19 protein-coding genes are annotated in these 19,266 nt (G+C 47.7%); 4 read left to right on the top strand and 15 right to left on the bottom strand.

Annotation, left to right across the window (positions count from 1 at the left end; translation table 11 throughout):
• Nucleotides 1-82: 82 nt before the first annotated feature.
• The 5 genes from P5G61_RS24200 to P5G61_RS24180 form a co-directional block, all read right to left on the bottom strand.
• Nucleotides 83-781 (bottom strand): ABC transporter permease, encoded by a 699-nt coding sequence (locus P5G61_RS24200; protein WP_301248774.1) that lies wholly within the window; start codon nucleotides 779-781, stop codon nucleotides 83-85.
• The gene (locus P5G61_RS24195; RefSeq protein WP_301248773.1) at nucleotides 774-1,697 is read right to left on the bottom strand and encodes an ABC transporter ATP-binding protein; all 924 of its coding nucleotides are present in this window, start codon (nucleotides 1,695-1,697) and stop codon (nucleotides 774-776) included. The genes P5G61_RS24200 and P5G61_RS24195 overlap by 8 nt, the downstream gene beginning before the upstream one ends.
• 128 nt (nucleotides 1,698-1,825) lie before the next feature.
• Nucleotides 1,826-2,731, bottom strand: coding sequence for a sensor histidine kinase (locus tag P5G61_RS24190; protein ID WP_301248886.1), 906 nt, complete (start codon nucleotides 2,729-2,731; stop codon nucleotides 1,826-1,828).
• A gap of 23 nt (nucleotides 2,732-2,754) precedes the next feature.
• Nucleotides 2,755-3,423, bottom strand: coding sequence for a response regulator transcription factor (locus P5G61_RS24185; protein WP_435874286.1), 669 nt, complete (start codon nucleotides 3,421-3,423; stop codon nucleotides 2,755-2,757).
• A 187-nt stretch (nucleotides 3,424-3,610) separates the two neighbouring features.
• Complete coding sequence (locus P5G61_RS24180; RefSeq protein WP_301248771.1) at nucleotides 3,611-4,453, bottom strand: DegV family protein; 843 nt, start codon at nucleotides 4,451-4,453, stop codon at nucleotides 3,611-3,613.
• A gap of 305 nt (nucleotides 4,454-4,758) precedes the next feature.
• On the opposite strand from P5G61_RS24180, the gene P5G61_RS24175 reads away from it, so the two are divergent.
• The 4 genes from P5G61_RS24175 to P5G61_RS24160 all read left to right on the top strand — a co-directional run bounded on the left by P5G61_RS24175 (nucleotide 4,759) and on the right by P5G61_RS24160 (nucleotide 8,096).
• Complete coding sequence (locus tag P5G61_RS24175; RefSeq protein ID WP_285079686.1) at nucleotides 4,759-5,535, top strand: ABC transporter permease; 777 nt, start codon at nucleotides 4,759-4,761, stop codon at nucleotides 5,533-5,535.
• Nucleotides 5,532-6,332 carry an ABC transporter permease gene (locus P5G61_RS24170; protein WP_301248770.1) on the top strand — a complete coding sequence of 267 codons (801 nt, stop codon included), beginning with the start codon at nucleotides 5,532-5,534 and terminating at the stop codon, nucleotides 6,330-6,332. Before P5G61_RS24175 ends, P5G61_RS24170 begins: the two co-directional genes overlap by 4 nt.
• 22 nt (nucleotides 6,333-6,354) lie before the next feature.
• Entirely contained in the window at nucleotides 6,355-7,323 is a 969-nt protein-coding gene (locus P5G61_RS24165; RefSeq protein WP_301248885.1) for an ABC transporter ATP-binding protein, read from the top strand.
• A 95-nt stretch (nucleotides 7,324-7,418) separates the two neighbouring features.
• Nucleotides 7,419-8,096, top strand: coding sequence for a succinylglutamate desuccinylase/aspartoacylase family protein (locus P5G61_RS24160; RefSeq protein WP_301248768.1), 678 nt, complete (start codon nucleotides 7,419-7,421; stop codon nucleotides 8,094-8,096).
• A 132-nt stretch (nucleotides 8,097-8,228) separates the two neighbouring features.
• Here the strand turns inward: P5G61_RS24160 and P5G61_RS24155 are convergent, their stop codons facing one another.
• The 10 genes from P5G61_RS24155 to P5G61_RS24110 all read right to left on the bottom strand — a co-directional run bounded on the left by P5G61_RS24155 (nucleotide 8,229) and on the right by P5G61_RS24110 (nucleotide 19,199).
• Nucleotides 8,229-8,636, bottom strand: a complete 408-nt coding sequence (locus P5G61_RS24155) for a MerR family transcriptional regulator (protein ID WP_301248767.1) — start codon at nucleotides 8,634-8,636, stop codon at nucleotides 8,229-8,231.
• Nucleotides 8,637-8,661: 25 nt separating this feature from the next.
• On the bottom strand, nucleotides 8,662-10,143 hold the full coding sequence (locus P5G61_RS24150; RefSeq protein WP_301248765.1) for an alpha/beta hydrolase family protein: 1,482 nt from the start codon (nucleotides 10,141-10,143) through the stop codon (nucleotides 8,662-8,664).
• Nucleotides 10,144-10,307: 164 nt separating this feature from the next.
• Nucleotides 10,308-11,855 carry a glycoside hydrolase family 32 protein gene (locus tag P5G61_RS24145; RefSeq protein WP_301248763.1) on the bottom strand — a complete coding sequence of 516 codons (1,548 nt, stop codon included), beginning with the start codon at nucleotides 11,853-11,855 and terminating at the stop codon, nucleotides 10,308-10,310.
• Between the two features lie 45 nt (nucleotides 11,856-11,900).
• Nucleotides 11,901-12,728, bottom strand: a complete 828-nt coding sequence (locus P5G61_RS24140) for a carbohydrate ABC transporter permease (RefSeq protein WP_301248761.1) — start codon at nucleotides 12,726-12,728, stop codon at nucleotides 11,901-11,903.
• Nucleotides 12,728-13,612, bottom strand: coding sequence for a carbohydrate ABC transporter permease (locus tag P5G61_RS24135; protein ID WP_301248760.1), 885 nt, complete (start codon nucleotides 13,610-13,612; stop codon nucleotides 12,728-12,730). Before P5G61_RS24135 ends, P5G61_RS24140 begins: the two co-directional genes overlap by 1 nt.
• Before the next feature lie 186 nt (nucleotides 13,613-13,798).
• Nucleotides 13,799-15,121, bottom strand: a complete 1,323-nt coding sequence (locus P5G61_RS24130) for an ABC transporter substrate-binding protein (protein WP_301248758.1) — start codon at nucleotides 15,119-15,121, stop codon at nucleotides 13,799-13,801.
• A gap of 165 nt (nucleotides 15,122-15,286) precedes the next feature.
• Complete coding sequence (locus tag P5G61_RS24125) at nucleotides 15,287-16,267, bottom strand: LacI family DNA-binding transcriptional regulator (RefSeq protein ID WP_301248757.1); 981 nt, start codon at nucleotides 16,265-16,267, stop codon at nucleotides 15,287-15,289.
• 89 nt (nucleotides 16,268-16,356) lie between these two features.
• Entirely contained in the window at nucleotides 16,357-16,800 is a 444-nt protein-coding gene (locus tag P5G61_RS24120; protein WP_301248755.1) for a FixH family protein, read from the bottom strand.
• A gap of 17 nt (nucleotides 16,801-16,817) precedes the next feature.
• Complete coding sequence (locus P5G61_RS24115; protein ID WP_024631460.1) at nucleotides 16,818-17,270, bottom strand: disulfide oxidoreductase; 453 nt, start codon at nucleotides 17,268-17,270, stop codon at nucleotides 16,818-16,820.
• 300 nt (nucleotides 17,271-17,570) lie between these two features.
• Nucleotides 17,571-19,199, bottom strand: coding sequence for a copper amine oxidase N-terminal domain-containing protein (locus tag P5G61_RS24110; RefSeq protein WP_301248884.1), 1,629 nt, complete (start codon nucleotides 19,197-19,199; stop codon nucleotides 17,571-17,573).
• Nucleotides 19,200-19,266 lie beyond the last annotated feature (67 nt).

Below are 19,266 nucleotides of genomic sequence, written 5' to 3'. Positions count from 1 at the left end.
TTCAGTTGACATTATCCTATCCCTTGTACGAGCGGATGTCAATGGCATCTGAAGCCATACGGAGTATGGTTTCCAGAGGAATTCAGTTCATATCTTTTGTCTCCAGACTGAACATGGACAGTGAAGCAACCCATATTCCTATGGCCCCCAATGTCAGGGGAATCACGATAATCATGTTAATTGAAAACGAAGGCCCGTTAAAGCCCGAACATACCACCATAACAAGCAAAATGGATGACACCAAAGTAGTCGTGACCGAATGTTTACGCATCCCGAAGAATAAGGGAATCAGGGCCATGCCTGCAGCGGAGAGGGAACTGACGACATACTTCAGCAGCAGTACCCATGCATCACGCAACGTCAACGTATCGGGAATGAAGTCATAGAAATGGTTTACCGCAACTAATAATGCCCCCATCAGCACATCGGTTAACAAAATCATCATGAAAGTAAAAACAAACACTATAATCAATTTGGCAGCAATGATTTTATGCCGTTTAATCGGATAGGTAAACATGACATTCATCGTTTTATTTCGATACTCACTGATAATCAGCTTCGAGATCAGCGCACCGCCAAAGATGATAAAAACAGCTCTGGCAAACGTATCGATTAACATAAAGGAAACGGAGTAATCGGCAAAGGCATAATCTTCAGCACCCAAATCGGTGTACCCAATCAGGAATAGAAACAGGATCAGGACGAGAATGGCAATACCTGCGGTTCTGAAATTCCGGGCAAACCGATGTTTGCGCAGTTCCAGCTGGATTAGTTTAAGCAACGTCCTCATCCCCCTTCATTAAGTTCATGAAGTGTTCTTCCAATGAATGTGCCCTTTTGAAAATGGATTCAATCTCAACCCCATGCTGGATCAGCTTACCTGTCAATTGCGATGGAGCAATACCTGGATCATAGATGCGTATGGTTTGGTCATTGACCATTTTATAATTATTCAACTCCAATTGGTGCTCCAGGACATAGGCCGCTTTACGCGGGTCCAGCGTTTGCAGTTCAATGTATTCGCTGTGGCTGCCGCGGATGCTGTCCATTGATACTTCCTCGACCAGACGTCCATTCCGAATGACCCCGACGGTGTCCGCAATCTGTTCGATCTCCCCAAGGATATGACTGGAGATTAACAGAGTAATCCGATACTGGGAGCTGAGACGTTTGAATAAATCGCGCATCTCCTTTATACCTACGGGGTCGAGCCCATTAATCGGTTCATCCAAAATGAGCAGTTCCGGTGTTGTGATAAGCGCACGGGCGATGCCCAGACGCTGTTTCATCCCCAAAGAGAAGTCTCGTACCGGCTTCTTGCCCGTGTCCTTCAGCCCTACATTTTCCATCATGTTGTCAATGACCTTTTTGTTGTAGAATCCCATGTATTCACAATGGAGCTCCAAATTCTCCTTCGCGGACAACTGATCATAGAAAAAAGGATATTCAATGATGCTGCCCATACGTTTCAGGAGTTCATAGGACGTAGGGGTCAGCTTCTCACCGAACAATTCAATCTCCCCTACCGTCGGTTTGACCAGGTTGGTCAGCATTTTCATCATGGTCGTTTTTCCCGCTCCATTCGGACCAAGAAACCCGTAAATCTCCCCCTGCTTGATATTCATATTGACGTTGGATACAACCTCTGTCCCTGCATAGGTTTTGGTCACACCTATCGTCCGCGCAATATATGTCATGTTCTTATTCTCCTTTACGTTCGTCCCTGACGGGTTCTTATATCTGTATTGTAAAGAGAAAAGTTTTATTTTTTATTACTCAAATCTTACAAAAATCTTAAGCTTAACGAAGTCCTTATTGAATGCACCTAAAAGGGTTTTAAAACAACCGAAAACGTCGTTCGTTCATAAGGAACACTACGCAAATCAATGCTCCCACCCATTCGCTCCACCAGCCGCTTCGTAATGGTCAGCCCCAGTCCGCTACCCTGATAGAGACGATTACGGGAATCCTCCAGCGTATACATGCGTTCGAATACACGGCTGTGCTCCTGTTCTGGAATACCCCTGCCCCGGTCCCAGACGTTAAGCTTTACCTGCTCCCCTGTCGAATAATCGAGTGAAAGACCAAGCATCTTGCCATCCGCTCCATATTTCATGGCATTGGTAATCAGATTATCCAGTACACGGTCCAGTGCTTCTTCGTTGGCTCTCACAAAGATATCTGCTTCGGGAATCTCCAGCTCCACTTGCAGACCCAGATTCGTTAACATCTCATAAAAAGAAAGCATCTTCACTCGGCACAATTCGCTTACATTAACCTTTGTCAGTGCAAGCTCGGTGTCTCCAGACTCCAGCTTCGCCAAGTCAAAAAAAGAATGAATCAGACGCAGCACCTCCTGCGCCTTATCCTGAATTTTGCCAGTCATGATCACGCGTTCCTGATCTGTTAGGGGAGTGCTGTGCAGGAGTGTTTCACTATAACCGAGCACGACCGTTAGCGGCGTCTTCAGGTCATGTGAGATGTTGGAGAGCATATTGCGCATCTCCTTCTCCTGATTGGCATAACCCGCTTTGGCCCGATGGGCATAATCCAGCAGCTCGTTGACATCCTTGAGAAGCTGGCTGATTTGAGCATCACTATTAAACACGAGCAGGCGCTCAAAGCTCCCTTGCTTCACAATCGCCGTTAATTTCTCATGGATGTAGGACAGATCTTTACTGCGTTTATGCATCCTTATGCTCAATAGGATAACGATAATAGCCAAGATCATGGTAGAAACAGCAAAGAGCAGCGTCACCCCGGGTCCACCTCCAGCTTATAACCAATCCCCCACAGCGTCTTGATGTATCGCGGCTCTGAAGGATCAGCTTCCAGTTTCTCGCGCAGACGGCGCATGTGAACGTTAATGATATTTTCGTCACCATAGTAGTGATCGTTCCAGACGGAAGCGTAGATCTGAGCCTTGGTAAATACTTTGCCGGGATGGGTTACAAACATCTTGAGAATGCCAAATTCCTTGGAGGTGAGCCTTACGGGTGTCCCATCCCGCTCCACCTCATACGTCTCCATATCGACCGTAATGCCGCCAATCTCAATGCGCTGGGACTTTGGAGGGGCTGTAATCTCAGACTGTGCATTATAATTGGCACGCCGAATAGCCGCCTTGATCCGGGCGGTCAGCTCAATTAATGAGAACGGTTTGCTCAAGTAATCATCAGCGCCGAACCCAAGTCCAAGGGCTTTGTCCACCTCCCCGTCCTTCGCAGACAGGATGAGAACAGGCACCAGACTGACGGCACGGATCGCCTGAAGCACTTCCATACCGCTTTTATGCGGCAGCATCAGATCCAGGATGACCAGATCATAGCCTGGCCGGGATTGGCTGAATTGGCGTTCTGCCTCTAATCCGTCATATGCATAAGAGACGTCATAGCCCTCTTTTTCCAAATAAGGACCGACCATCTCACTAATTGAGCGATCATCTTCAACAAGCAGCAAGCGATAACTTGACACGAGCTTCCCTCCAACATGAACGTTTTCCTTTATTACCTCACAGTTTGCATGAATTGGCAATGAAATACGAAAAACCCGGCCGGATCGCCACTTTATGTTTCAAAGTGAACCACCTGCCAGGTCTAATAAACAAATCCTATACCGTCTCGCTTCGTATCCAGCACAGCCCGATCGTCCCCGCACCTGCATGAATGCCTACCACAGGGATAAAAGGCATAATTTCCGTCTTTATGCGGGGAAGCAAATCTGCAATCTGCTGTTTGATTGTAACAGCTTCTTCCTGATTGTTCGCATGCATGATGCATACATGCTTCACTTTCCCCATATCCACCTTGAGCACATCCAGCATGCGCTGTTTGGCCCGTTTGAACGTACGAATTTTCTCATTTACAACCACTTTGCCCTCTTCGAATCGTAAGAGCAGATGAATCTTCAACAATTGGCTAAGGATAAGCTGGGTCCCCGACACACGACCACTGCGGTGAAGATGCTGAAGACTGGCCGGAATGAGGTAAAAGGACATATTATCAATCATCTGCTCGATGTGAAGTTTGATTTCGGATGTTGAATAGCCTTGCTTCTGCCATTCCAGTCCTTGCAAAATCATCTCCCGTAACGGATAAGCACCTGCTCTGGAATCAATGGCGGTAATCGTCACACCAGCAATCTCGGCAGCCTGCATCGAAGTGTGCAGCGTTCCGCTAAGCGCAGTGGAGCAATGAATGGTAATAATCTCATCGTACTGGCCTTTCAACGACTCATACAGTTCGATAAATTCACCAATCGGCGGCTGTGAACTGCTTGCCCGTGATGCCTCCCCAAGTTTCTCATAGAATAGTTCCGATGAAATATCCTCCGTCTCCCGGTAACATTCCTCTCCAAATACAATGCGCAGAGGTACGATGTAAACATGATTCTGCTCAGCAAATAGCGGATCGAGTGTGCTCGTACTGTCGGTGACCCATGCAATTTTCCTCATTCCAACCTTCTCTCTTGCCGGATTGTTGAAGCTGTATCCTCAATCGTCAGGCACATACCCGGCGGATTATTTATAATTTGAATAGTTTATATTGTAAACGTTTGCGTTCTTGCCCCTCAATTATAAAGGAACGGACAAACCGCTGTCTTGTGGCGCATTGTTGAACAGCCTCATTTCTTCCGGTATATGCCAAAAAAATGTCTTGCCTGTGAAGGAATAAATTGGTATGCTGTTGTCCTTCTCTCTTTTTCGCCTTGACTGAAGTGAACGGAATCGCCGTTCAACCAACTTATCGGAGGTGTCACATGCTTTATTTCACTCTGGCTTCCAAAGCCTACTCCCGGAACCTGCAATACCGCGGGGCTCACATGGTACATAACCTGGCAAGCGCCATGTTCGGTTACATGTATGCCTGCCTCTGGATTGGCATCGGGGCCGACCACTCTCTCGGAGAATACGGGACACAGGGGATGATCAGTTACATTGCGTTTACGCAATCCTCTCTCTGGATCTCAGGTTTTCTCACCAATGGACTGGGTATCCCACTCACGGTCAGGACAGGGCAGATCGCGCTTGATCTCATGCGGCCGGTTCATCTGTTCACCCACCTGATGGCACGTGAATGGGGGCAGATTGCCTACCAGTTCGTGTACAAAAGCATTCCGATTTACCTGCTCTTCTCCATCGTATTTTCTCTGCAATGGCCCTCAGAAACTTCAACCCTGCTATTTACCGCAATTGGTCTTGCCGGCGCATCCTATTTATCCATCTGTATGAATTACATTATTGGCGCCACCGCGATGTGGACTACAGAGTCTTCCTGGCTGCATTGGGGCAATCACGCCATGATGAATCTGCTCGCAGGTTTCTTCATCCCGCTGGAATGGCTGCCAGACTGGCTGGAACGAATCGCTTGGTTATCACCCTATCCTTTCCTGCTCTATGTCCCAACCCGAATCTATCTGGGTTACGAAAACGGCTCCTTGTTATGGGGAACCTTGATTTGGTGCGTCCTCATGACGTTCGTCTGTCTGGCAATCACACAGGTACTTCGCCGTAAAGTGGAGGTGCAGGGCGGATGAAAACCACTTCCTGGTTCACTTTATATAAAATGCTCATTCGAACAAGCATCCGCAGTCGGATGCAATACAAGTTCAATTTCATTATGGCCTCGGTTCTGGCTGCATTGATTCAAATCTCCGAGTTTCTGATGGTTGCTCTCGTGCTGCACAAATTCGGAGCCATTAAAGGCTGGTCCCTTCATGAAATCGGTTACCTCTTCGCGATCATGACCCTATCCAAGACGTTATATCGAACGTTTGGCAACGAAGTGCATCATCTGGAAAAATATTTGGTCGGCGGCGAACTCGATCAACTGTTAACCCGACCCATGCCCGTATTGCTGGCGTTACTGCCCCAAAACTTTCGAATTATGGCTGGTGAAGTGTTACAAGGCGGGTTTATTCTTTGCTGGTCGCTGGCGGGCATGATGGATAGCGGACAGATCGGCTGGACTGTCATCCCCTTCTCTCTGCTCGTCATCCTGACCGGGTCCATTATTCTTTTTTCGATCGGACTGGCCACGGCAACGCTTGGATTCTGGACCACACGCATTGAGGAGCTGCAGACCATCACCGAGGATGCGGCCCGTACGGCTGCCCAATATCCGCTTACGCTATATCCCAAATGGATGTCTGGTATTCTGCTGACCTTGATCCCGGTAGGTTTCGTCAACTATGTTCCGTCACTCTATCTGCTTCGCGGCGAATTAGGTGCATGGGTTCTTGTTGCGATTGTTGTTGTAGCCGTCCTGAGTTTGGCCGCAAGTCTGCGGTTCTGGAAATTCGGTATAACCAAATATCAAAGTACGGGTAGCTAAGGGGGAAAATATCGTCATGACTATGATTACAGCGCGGCATCTGCAAAAGGAATTCAAAACGCCTGTGGTACGCGAAGGCCGGTTCTCCGGGCTTCGCACCTTGTTTTCACGCGAATATCTGTCCAAGGAAGCGGTGCGAGACATTAGCTTTGATATTGGCAAAGGAGAGTTTGTTGGTTATATCGGCCCGAATGGGGCTGGCAAATCCACCACGATTAAAATGCTGACGGGTATCCTCCATCCGACCTCGGGTGAGGTGTTGCTCGGTGGCATGAATCCACACCAGGAAAGACGCCGCACGGTTGGACGTCTCGGTGTGGTGTTTGGACAGCGCAGCCAGCTCTGGTGGGATCTGCCCGTGAAGGATTCGTATGATATTTTGGCCGAGATGTACGGAGTCCGTGCCGAGGACAAAAAGAGACGTTTGGGCCAGTTCGCCGAGCTGCTGGATCTTGAATCATTCTGGTCCACACCTGTCCGCAAGCTCTCTCTTGGGCAGCGGATGCGTGCCGATCTCGCAGCTTCGATGCTGCATGATCCGGAACTGCTTTTTCTCGATGAGCCGACCATTGGACTGGATGTAAATGCGAAGCGGAACATTCGTCAATTTCTTCGTACATTAAATGAAGAGTTTGGCAAAACGATTTTGCTGACCACCCATGACATGGACGACATTGAGCAGTTATGCAGTCGGGTGATGGTGATTAATCACGGTCAACTCACGTATGACGGCTCGATCCCTTCCCTGCGTGACACCATCGGTCTGCCCACCCTTATCCGGGTGACGTATCGGGGTTCGTTTCATATGCCGGATGCCATCTCGTCCGCCATTCAGATTACAGGGGCAGAAGGCCAAGTCGTCACCGTCGAAGTGAATCGAAAAGAGTGGAGCACGATGGACATCCTGAAGCAGCTTGAGCAATGGGGCGAGATTGAGGATGTGGAGATGAAGGAACCCGATTTTGAGGATATTATTCATCGGGTGTACTGACTGGCCTATTTTATTCGGATCTGGATGAGGGCCTGTTCAAATGCCGTTACATGCGGGAGGGACATGACGTACTGTACTATTGGAGGTGAAGTGTCATGCTTGTTACCAAACACACACTTGCTGCATCCAGTGCACACGCCACTCCCTATTACCTCATTCGAGGCACGAAGCCCGGACCCGTCATCATGATCACATCAGGAGTTCACGGGAACGAAACCGCAAGCATGGCCGCTGCGCAGAAGCTGGCTAATGACTGCATGACAGGACGACGACACGTGGTACGCGGAATCCTCATTATTGTGCCACGGGTGAATCAGAAGGCCTATCGGAACAACAGCCGAGGAAAACCTGATTTAAACCGCACGTTCCCGCGGCATCTCTCTGGCAGAGCCAAACATCCGCTTGCTTCCGCTGTCTTTCGACTTGCCCGTCAATATGGACCTGCCTGGTGGCTGGACCTGCATGAAGCAAACGGATTATCCCAACGCAGTTCACGGGTACTGGGACAATCCTTGATTACCAATCCAGGCAGCCGGGCTGTTCCGGTATGCAAACGAATAATAGCGCGAATGAATCGGTCAATTCCCATTCGGGACAGACACTTCAACCTGAAGCAGCACGAATTGCCCGGTTCAGCACGAACAGCCGCAGCTCGCCTGCTTCAAGCGCGCTCGGTTACGGTAGAAACCTGCTGGAGTCTGAACCGTTCGGACCGGATCAAGTATCAGACGGCAATTGTGCACCATTTTCTGCGTGAAGCAGGTTTGTTTTGAATCAATTTTGGGATGGCTGGAACAAAAAAGACACCTTCAAGGATATCTCTCACGCCGGACGCGTCAGGGATAATTCTTCGAAGGTGTTTATTGTTTACAGGGTTACATTATGAAGTTACTTATGAAGTTACCTTACGTATTCCCATCCTCCCTATTGATTCGGAAAGATTTAATATAATTGTGAATATCATGCTCTGGCGTCTGAAGCAACCCGGCAAGAAGCGTCTGCATCTGCTGCAGATTATCGATATGCAGTTGAATCTCTTCAATTCGGTCACGAACGAGTGCTTTTAGTGCTTCACTCTCCATATCCTCCTGACTGAGCAGCTGTAACGTATCCTGTATTTCCTTTAAGGAATAACCTAGCGATTGAGCATCCTTAATGAATTTGATCTTAACCAGATAATCTTCGGTATACACACGGTATCCGTTGGATGAACGACGGGGAGCAGGCAGAATGCCGCTGTCCTCGTAATATCGAAGTGTTGCCATGCTTACACCCGTACGTTTGGCCAACTCTCCTCTTGTCATGGTTTTCATGCCTACTCCTCCATCCTTCTATGCATTATTCCGCCTGCTTGCTGCGCAGCTTGGTATACTTCATATCATAGGTGGCCTCAGGAAAACGGTTTGACGGCCCTTCCAGCAATGGCTGCTCCTCTTCTCCCTTCAAGTAACGGTCAAAGAATGCCAATGTATACGATCTGGTAATGTCCACATTATGCTCCGGCGTCATGCCTTTGGCAAACATCTTAGGTGAAATTAAGGAAATATCCGTGAAACTCTGATGGAAGAAGCCATCCACGGTCAGATAATAGGTATCATTGAGACTATTTGTCATCACTCGATCCAAATCCGGTACAAACTCGGGATAAAACACTTTATCCTTCGCCGTAGCGTTCGGGTCCAAACTTTGGGCTGTTCCACCCGACATGATATACATAAATGGCTGTTTCAAGGCTGTCGTGGAAACGGCCCCCCAGAATCCGCCTTCCAGACTGAGTCCTGCTTTGAAACGGCTATCCTGCGCCAGCGCTTCCGCTGTTGTCGCACCACCATAGGAGTGACCAAAGATACCGACAGAATCCAGATCAAGTTTGCCTTCAAGCAGTTGATTTGGATCATGTGTATTCCACTGGGTGAGTGTATCCAGTACAAAGCTAGCGTCGGCTGCACGAATACCAACACCTTCTATATTATGTTGATATAGCTCCTCTGACGTTGGATAGTCAGGATCTGGCTCATATGAAGCAATATGTCCATCCGGGAATGTCACTTGAGCAGATGTATACGGATGGTCGATCCCAACAACAATGTAGCCATGGCTTACCAGTTCCTCAATCGCGGTCATACTTTGAAAACGTGCTGAGCGCACTCCAGGGGAGAACAGTAATACTGGATATTTACTCTGTGCGGCAGATACCTCAGCACCCTTAACAACATGTGTGGGAATCGTATCCAGGTAACTGAACACCATCGGCGGAATTCCAAATACGAGACTGATTGCCTCTCCCAACTCGGCCGGATAATGTTCTAGCGGCAATCCTTTGGCCGTTTCCTGGTCTACAGGATACCAAACATTGATCATAAGCTCCCGCTTATCACCCGCTTCAGCCGTCTTGGTCTCTTCGCGTGCTTCATCCGTTAGCTGCTGCGAAAAGGTGCCTATGGCGAATGAACCTGTTGGTTCAGGCATCGTGAATGCAGGGAAAAGCGACGTCAACACCATTGAACCTGCACTGAGAGCCAGCACCAGAATGGATGCCAAAATGGTTTTGAACCACGAACGACGTTTCGATTTCTGCATAAGCTGACTTCTGCGCCCGGACTTCCTCAGTTGAACGGCCAATACAATCAGTAAAACAAGGGCCACGATATAAGTGGGGAGTAACTGCACACGAAAATGATCGATTCCCCCATGCAATAGGATTGCCAGTGCCAGTGCCGACAACGTACCAACTTTCACTGCCCGACGTTTGGGAGCCGTCAACATGACTACGGTGCTAATAACCGTCACACATACTAAAATCCATTCTAAAATTCTCATTTTCCAACCTCCAACCTGATGTAATACACCAAGGATAAACCTTGAAGTATACTTCAAGGTCAAGGTCCAATTTCAAGTCAGACTCCACGTATTGGAATGTTCTCGTTTAAGCAAAAAGAACTGTTCCTGACGCAGCAATCAGCGTGGGAACAGTTCTTTTCCATCTATACCTTCAGATCCCATTTGAGAACTTCAGTCAACGTGCAGTTACCGGAGGAAAATGCTGATATTCCCGTTGAGTCCGGTCCCGGATAAATACGCGCTGTCATGACCTTCTCCCCGCCTTGAATAAATACTTCAACCGATGAGACATCCACAAAAATTCGCAGCTCCAGCCTGCCGTCGTTCAGCTCCACGTCTGCAGCACGTTCACCACTCAGACCAGTTCCCGAACGATCCCGATTAAGACGGAGCTTACGCTCTTCCACCTGATAGGTGATAACGGTCTCTTCCCCCTCACCCACACGTAACTTCAATCCAAAGTTCTCTGCCGTTCCCGCTTCAAAAACAACATACAGTTCATAGCGGTCACCCGGCATATCCAAATCACGTATCCCGTCCAAATGGATATTTTGTTGCTTGATCTCGTTCGTGCGATATTGCTCCAGCTCCGAGATCGGCAGAAAGAACAATCGCTCCCCTCTCAGAACAATCTGGCGTGGCAGCGTCATCGCTCCTGCCCAATGATGGTCATGCTGCGTAGGGATATCCGTTTCCCATGTTTCCATCCACGCCACCATGATGCGTCGGCCCTGCTCATCGTCCGTTGTCTGCGGTGCATAAAAATCAAACCCGTAATCGAGTGGATAATACTTCTCATATTCCAGCACACCCAGCTTATCATCCAGTGTGCCAATCATATAAACCGTGGAATGTAAATTTCGATAATTATCCATCTGAGCGGGCATCCGCTGCGGAGACATGATCAAAATATCTCGGCCTCCAAGAGAAAATAAATCGGGACATTCCCAGTTGTCTCCAAGGGTACCGTCGCTTTGCGCCATGACGTTGACGTAGCTCCATTTTTCCAGATTGGTGGATTGATATAACAGAATTACACCTCGGCCAGCCGCGTCGTTTGAGCCCAGCACGCAATAATAGATCCCATTTCGTTCAAACACCTTGGGATCACGGAAGTCCTTTGGACTTGTATGCTCCGGAATCTGATCCAGCCGAATGACCGGGTTCAGCGCACTTTTGACAAAATCAACGCCATTGTCCGATACAGCGATATTCTGCGTCTGCCTGTAATCATTGTCTTTGTCTGGTCCAGTCACGACATGACCCGTGTACATAAGCAGCAGCTTGTCGCCCTGAACGAGTGCACTCCCTGAGAAGCACCCTCCACTGTCATAACTCTGATCTGGAGCTAACGCCACCGGGAGATAAGTCCAGCTGACCAGATCCTTGCTCACCGCATGGCCCCAATGCATCGGTCCCCATACCGGAGCATAGGGGTAGTACTGATAGAACATGTGGTACATCCCGTTGTAGTATACAAAACCATTAGGATCATTCATCCAGCCCACTTCAGGCATCAAATGGTATGCCAGGCGGTAAGCCGGATTAACCTGTTGCCGATTTTCCCTGATATACGCATTTGAGCGGGCTAGTGTATAAGTTCCCTGTGAAGGATGCGATATATCCAGTAGTTCATTGTCCGAGTCTTGTTTTGTTTCTGTTTCCCGTTTCAAGTATGATTCCTGATTCATATGTCTATCACTCCTGTCTCTCTACTGCAATCAATCTGAAACCAATTATTTGATGGACCCTTGCATCACGCCTTGAATAATATACTTCTGTGCAAACAGATACACGACTAGCACCGGCAACAAGGTGAGCACCAAACCAGCCATTAATGGACCATAATCAACCGTATAGGTACCATAAAAATAAAAGGTGGATAACGGTAGTGTCCGCTGTTCGGATGAAGTCAGTACCAGAGAGGGCAACAAGAAATCATTCCAGATCCACAGGACGTTCAGCACGGTAATCGTAACGCTTGTTGGCAGGAGCACCGGTAAAACGATGCGAAAGAAGGTCTGTACCCGGCCACAGCCGTCCATTAGTGCCGCTTCTTCCAACTCCAGCGGGATACTCTTGATGAAACCATGGTAAATAAAGACGGCGAGCGGACTGCCAAAGCCGATATACATATAGATCAGTGACCATTTGTTGTCCAGCATCCCCAATGAACCATATATTTTCACGAGTGGAATCATGATTGCCTGAAAAGGAATAATCATTGCTGCCACCATCAGAAAAAAAAGATATTGGTTCAGCTTGCTGCGGTGCCGTACAAAATAATGAGCTGTCATCGCAGCGAGCATTGCAATCAGTAATACACCTGCCACCGTAATTAGCAATGAATTTCCGAAGGCAGACATATACCCCATTTTATCGAAGGCGCTAACGTAATTATCCCATTGAACAGATGCGGGCAAACCCAGTGGATCTGAAGTTATGGCCTGATTGGCCTTAAATGAGTTGGTAATGAGCAGCAGAAACGGAAAAATGAACAGCAGCATCGCAACGATTAATAAAAACAGCTTCATCCAGCCCAGCATGCGAGATTGTCCAGCCATTATGCCTCCACCTCCAATTTCTTGCTGAAATAGACTTGGAGTAATGTAATAGTAGCGACTAGAATAAACAGTACAAACGCCTCTGCTTGACCAAGCCCGTAATCACGTGCCAGAAAGGCCTGTTCATACACATGCATGGATACCATTTCTGTGCTTTTGAAGGGTCCTCCGCTAGTGAGGGAGACATTGAGATCATAGACCATAAAGCCCCGTTGGAGGGATAGGAAAATGCATACGATAAACGACGGTACCATAAGTGGCAACACGATCCGTGCCAGCATTCTGCGATTGCTTGCTCCATCAATACTGGCCGCTTCCATGACATCCTTGGGCACATTCATCAGCCCTGCAATATAGATCACCATCATATATCCTGCGTACTGCCATACGGTAACGACAACTAGTGCCCAGAACGCTTTATCGGGGTCCGATAGCCATGATGTTCCGAACAGCGGAATGTTCATTTTCTGACCGGCAAAAACCAGTACTTGATTGAAGATAAACTGCCATATGAATCCAAGCACAATTCCGCCGACCAGATTGGGTAGAAAAAAGCCAGCCCGGAACAAGCCCTGTGCCTTCATACCACGTGTTACCGCGTAAGCAAGCAGAAATGCCACGCCATTAGTCAACACCACGGTAATAAATACGTATTCCAAAGTCATCCCGAATGACTTCCAGAACACGGCATCCTTGAACACGCCGATATAATTATCCCAGCCCACAAGGCTTTGCTCAACAGCAATACCATCCCAATCCGTAAACGTCAGATAAATCCCGTACAGAAACGGAATAATCATGACCGTTGCAAACGCAAATAGTGTTGGACCCGTAAAAATTAGCCGGGTGCGCAATCGGGTCCATAATCCTTTTTCGGTAAGCATCGTTATCCTCCACTCTATCCCAGGGTGTATACAGTCGGTTGCCCGAAGACGAAGCGGGCGCGGAAAGTTGATCTCCCGCCCGACTAGTGTCCCCGGTATCCCCACCATTCTCTATGTGAAGCATCCAAAACCCGGTGGACAACAGATAAAGAGTTGCTTTTATCTATGCCCTAACGCTGCTCCAGTTTATTTCACGTTGGTCCAATAATCTTGAATTTCCTTGGCGAGTCCATTACGGTCAATCACATCAGCCAAATATTTCTGCATGGAAGCACCCAGTTTGGACCAATGGTCAGCTGGAAGCGCGCTCATCGATTCCTCAATTTTGCCTGCCTTAATGTATTCACTAATCGACTTGCCCAGCGGATCAGCCGGTTCAAGGGTAATATTGCTGAATGCAGGAATGATGCTGGCCTGATTCACCAGGAAATCCTGACCTTTGCCCTCATAGACTATCCAGTCCAGAAATTTTTTCGCAGCTTCCTGCTGCGCTGGTGTGCTTTTTTCCTTGTCGATCAGAATGCGTTTGGATACGGCTGCAGAAATTTGCGTGTTGCCAAAATCATCGGGATTGTTGCTTATAGGAACCGGCAGGAAGCCATATTGTCCATCCGCGGTATCAAAGCTGTGAATTTGCGGCCATGCCCAGTTGCCTTGAAACCAGATGCCAACTTCGCCTTTACCCAGTACTTCGGGTCCACGCTCATACGTCCCGGACAACGGGGAGGCTTTGTCGATGTTATAGGTCTTCATCAGATCGAACGTATCCATCAAGCCATTGAATACAGCGTTGGAAGCCAAATCCACTGTACCTGCTTTCAGATCACTTATGAACTGATCCACTTTGGTGCGATCCGGAGACTGTCCGCCATATGCAAGTGCCAGATAGTGGGCGCCAAGCGACCAATCCATAGGTGATACAATTAAGGGTGATTTTCCGGTTGCTGCAATCTTCTGAAACAATTCATCGAGCTGTGCAGTGGTTTGCACCGTTTGGGGATCAAATGTGCCGCCTACGGCCTGATCCAGTATCTTCTGGTTGTAGATGAAACCATATCCTTCAATGGAGAGTGGAAATGCATAATTTTTCCCGTCAAATGTTGTTGCCGTGGTGCTGTTCTCAACGGCATCCTTCATCCACTTTTCAGAGGTAAGGTCCATGACACGGTCCTTGAATTTCTCAACATCCCCTGTATCCAGCATCATCATTGTTGTCGGATTGCCAGATGCATAGAGCGCCGAGGCTTTCTCAAAAGGAGATTGCCCACTTCCTACAGGTACGATTTCCAGTGTTATATTAGGGTTCTCAGATTGAAAATTCTTTGCTGCCTGCTCCAACTGACTGTTTATTTCTGCTTTGGAATTCAGCAGTGTAATTTTGACACTATCACCGGATGCGGACGATGATTCCGTTCCCGCTCCTGACTTGGTACCACCACACGCCGAAAGAATAACTACCATAACCAATGATAAGACTGATAATTTCATCCATTTCCATTCTTTTTTCATCTGTTATTGCCCCCCGTTCAATAATATAAAAGGAACCGCTTACAAAAATGATTATAGTGTCAAAGGTTTGACATGTCAATCGTTTGACATAAAAATAAATAAGTTACCTTTCCATTAATTATTAGAATGTATAGACGAATAAAAGCATGCAAAAAACGACCTTGTTTAGGTCGTCTCTCTCTCCACCAGTGTGACTGGCAATATGTGCTCCATCCCGATTTCCTCCTCAGCGATCTGGCCTCGGATCAACTCTACGGCTAGCTCAGCCATGGCCTCCATTGGCTGCCTTATGGTTGTAATTCCTGGCATCGCGTAACCGGCCGCCTGGATGTCGTCATAACCCACAATTGCGATATCCTCGGGAACTTTGCGACCATGAAGCACGATTTGCTTCAAGGCATGAATGGCCATCAGATCACTGGTTACGAACAGTCCATCCACTTCGGGATGCTGAGCAAGCAGTTTTCCGACCAATTCGGTATACTGATGCTGACTGAACACATTCAGGTCGGTTTCATGGATCATAACCGGCTGGATTCCATGTGCCTTCAGTGTGTCCGTGAAACCTGTAGTTCTGCGATTAGACAGCATTTGCAGCCCTAGATTGCCGCAGATATGCGCCACGTGTCGTCTGCCCTTGGAGAGCAGCAATTCGGCTGCCATAACCCCACCCTGATAATTATCAGATGAGATGAACGGGATGTCAGTACCAATCTGCCGGTCCAATGTAACGATGGGAGAATGCAGATTCATGTACTCATCCACTTCGAGCGTATGGCTTCCCATAATAATTCCATCGACCCGGTTACCCTTGAGCATCTCCACGTACTCTCGCTCTTTGGAAGGGTCCATGTGTGAGTTGCACAGCATCATTTTTAACCCGTTCCGGTATGCATGATACTCAATATAGTTTGCCAGTTCTCCGAAAAACGGGTGAGACACATCAGGAATAATCAAGCCAATGACGTTGGACTGCTTGCGCAGCAAAGAACGGGCAATCTCATTGGGGCGATAGTTCAATTCGTTCATGGTCTGGTACACTTTGTCCCGGGTCTTCTGACTGATGTAACCCCGATTGTTCAATACACGCGACACGGTAGTTACGGAAACGCCTGCTTTAAGTGCAACATCATGAATTGTTGCCATAACAACCTCTTTTCCTACAACATTCTTCATATCTTAATAATTATATACGTATTTTCAGCCCCAAACCAATCCGCACGCCAGTCTGCTCTTTACTTCGCCTGGATCTTCGCTCTGGGCATACTATGCATGGCCCCATGTGTCACATGGGCCTGAACCACATACGTACCTGCCTGCTCAAAAGTATACTGCACCTCATACAGACCACTCTCTACCTCGCTTGCCTTCAAGGCGCCTTGTTCCTCCAGCTTATCCTCTGTCATCATTCCTAGTTCAGGCGAGACTGCCGGGGCATCCTCAAGCTCATCCCATATCTGGAATTGAACTTGATCCGCATTGCTTACCGGCACTTCACCCTGAGTAAGCTTCACCTGCAAGGTCACAGGCTTATGGAGTGAAGCCTTGTCAGGGACCACCAACTGTACTTTGATCATCTCCGGCATCTCACCAGACTGGGACTGCTCCTCATAGGAGCATCCCGCAATCAGGAGGGTCAGAATGATGAAGGGCATAAACCAACGGACTTGTCCGCTCATCAATTATCTGTCCTTTCTTATGAAGAAGATTTTGGTGTTTTGCCAATTCCCCACAGCATCACAATAATGATGATAAATGCGATCAGTGCAAGTAACGGTATCGTGATAAAACCAAACCAGTTCAAGTAATCGGTATAACACGGAATTTGTCCGCATGCCACTGAACTCCCTGTAGCGGAGTAAATACGCTGAATGGTTACATGATATAACGAGATTCCGCCCCCAATGAAACTAAGCGGAAGAACATATTTGGTGATGCCCACATCATCCTTGAAGTAGGCAATACCCAGTAAAATCGTTAACGGATACATAAAGATCCGTTGGAACCAGCATAGATCACAGGGGATGTATCCCTTAATCTCACTAAAATAAAGGCTGCCTCCAGTCGCAATGACTGATACAGCCCAGGCAATAAACAGACGGGTATCAATGTTTTTTGCCCGTCCCTCAGGCTTTGAAGCTGTGTCCATCCGCTTGAACCCCCTTTTCTTGTTTGATCATACCGAATAATAATACAACATACATGACTCCAACGGGCTAGTGGTTACAATTATGTACAGTCCATAACCGTACCGTGATCAATATACACGTTTCGGTGAGGTTGCTGACCCCTTGATTATACCAAATATTTGAATATTTTGATGTGCCTTTTTGCTTCCATGTTATGCAATTAGATTGCAGATTCACCAAGTAAGATGAGGTGGAGCCGCTGAAACGAAAAAAAGCTGCCGTATGGGGCAGCCTTTTCGTTCTTCTTTTATGAATCGCTATTACATGGATTTAGTCAGTGTGATGGAACCATCTTTTTGAGCCCATTTTACATCCCAGCCAAGAAGCTCAGCGATGAAACGCAGTGGCACTTGCGTACGACCATCTTTGTTTACAAAGACCGTTGCACCCACGTTTTTCTTCATGCCGTTCACTTCCATAACGTTGTTGTTCACCCAGAATTTCAGTGTATCATTACCAGCCATTACAGTTACTTGTTGGGCTTTTTGATCCCATTTCACGGTTGCACCAATACCTTCACTCAGGAAGCGCAGTGGAATGTAGGTTGTGTTTTTCCAGAGCATTGGCGTTGTATCCATATTGGTTGTTTTGTCATTGATTTTCAGCATTTTACTGTTCAGTTGCATCCATACCGTAGTTGTATCTGTTTCAGGCATTGTCGGTGTGGTTGGTTGCTCTTGGAATTTGTCGTTGAATTGAGTCACGATTGCATTGCCAAGGGCTTGACCTACACCAAACATGACTTTGAAGCCTTCACGGTTGGTGGTGTACGAAGCGTCGTAGTTACCTGCAGCATATTGATCCAGCACTTGCTGCACTTGCTTCTCATGTGTAGTCAGTGCTTGTTGTCCGGCAGCTTTTGGCAGGTTGCCTGCTGTTGCGGAATCCAGGAATGTCGCGAACTCCGTTGTGAATCCGTCAATACGTTTCTCGACAGCTGCACGAGCCGCTGCATCATTGTTTTTAACGGCTGTAACATAGTCGCTTTGTGCATTCACGTGGTTGGTTACCCAAATTTTCTCGAATGCATTGGCACCATCATTACCGTAAATGGAAGCGATCGCTGCTTTGAAATCCGCTGTGTTTCCAGCTTCAGCTGTAACCAGTGCATTCGATGCTGCTGTGCGGCCATCATACTGCTCCTGCATTTGCAGAGCCGACAGGGCAAAGTGCTCGGAAGCCAAGTGGTTCAATGCCGATCTCAGATCAGCTGCTGGTGTATCTGCTTTGCTATTCCCGAATTTCTCAGGCATCTGTGTGGTGATTGCTGTGGAGAGTGCTTTACTTACGTCGAACATTTCTTTGAAGCCTTCACGGTACGCCTTGTATGCATCTGTGTAGTCACCAGCGACATATTCATCAAATACTTTTTGCACGAGATCTTCATGTACTTTCAAAGCATTTTTGGCTGCTGCTTTTGGCAATTTGCCTTCCGTTGCTGTGCTCAGGAATGTAGAGAATTCTTCTACAAAACCGTTGATATTATCCTGTGCCTGTTTGATTCCAGCCTGGTTACCCATTTTAGTTGCTTTCACGAGATCATCTGTATATTTGTTATGAGCGCGGAAGATACGTTCGAATTCTTTGGCTCCTGCATCACCATAAAGGGAGGCGATGGCCGGCTGCATATCCAATGCATTTTGGTCGAGTGCCTTGTAAGCTGCGTCCGCATCTTTTGCTCCGTCATATGCCTTCGCCATTGCGGTTACAGCAAGTGCAAAGTGTTCGGATAACAGGTGATCCAGGTTCGCTCTCAGGTCAGCAGCAGGTGTATTGACACTTGCTTTCATCATCGTCATTGGTGTCTGTGGTGCTGAAGCAGCCCCGGCGATTCCTGGCATCAATAACGTCAAGCTCAGCATGGGTGCGATAAATTTCTTCATTTTCATTTTCATTACGTGTTCACTCCTCGGTTAGTTTTGTTTTGTTTATCCTTTATTTCCTCGTCGTCGTCTT

It is taken from the genome of Paenibacillus vandeheii (assembly GCF_030433635.1).
Lineage (GTDB): Bacteria > Bacillota > Bacilli > Paenibacillales > Paenibacillaceae > Paenibacillus > Paenibacillus vandeheii.
This window is presented reverse-complemented; position numbering and strand designations above follow the sequence as displayed.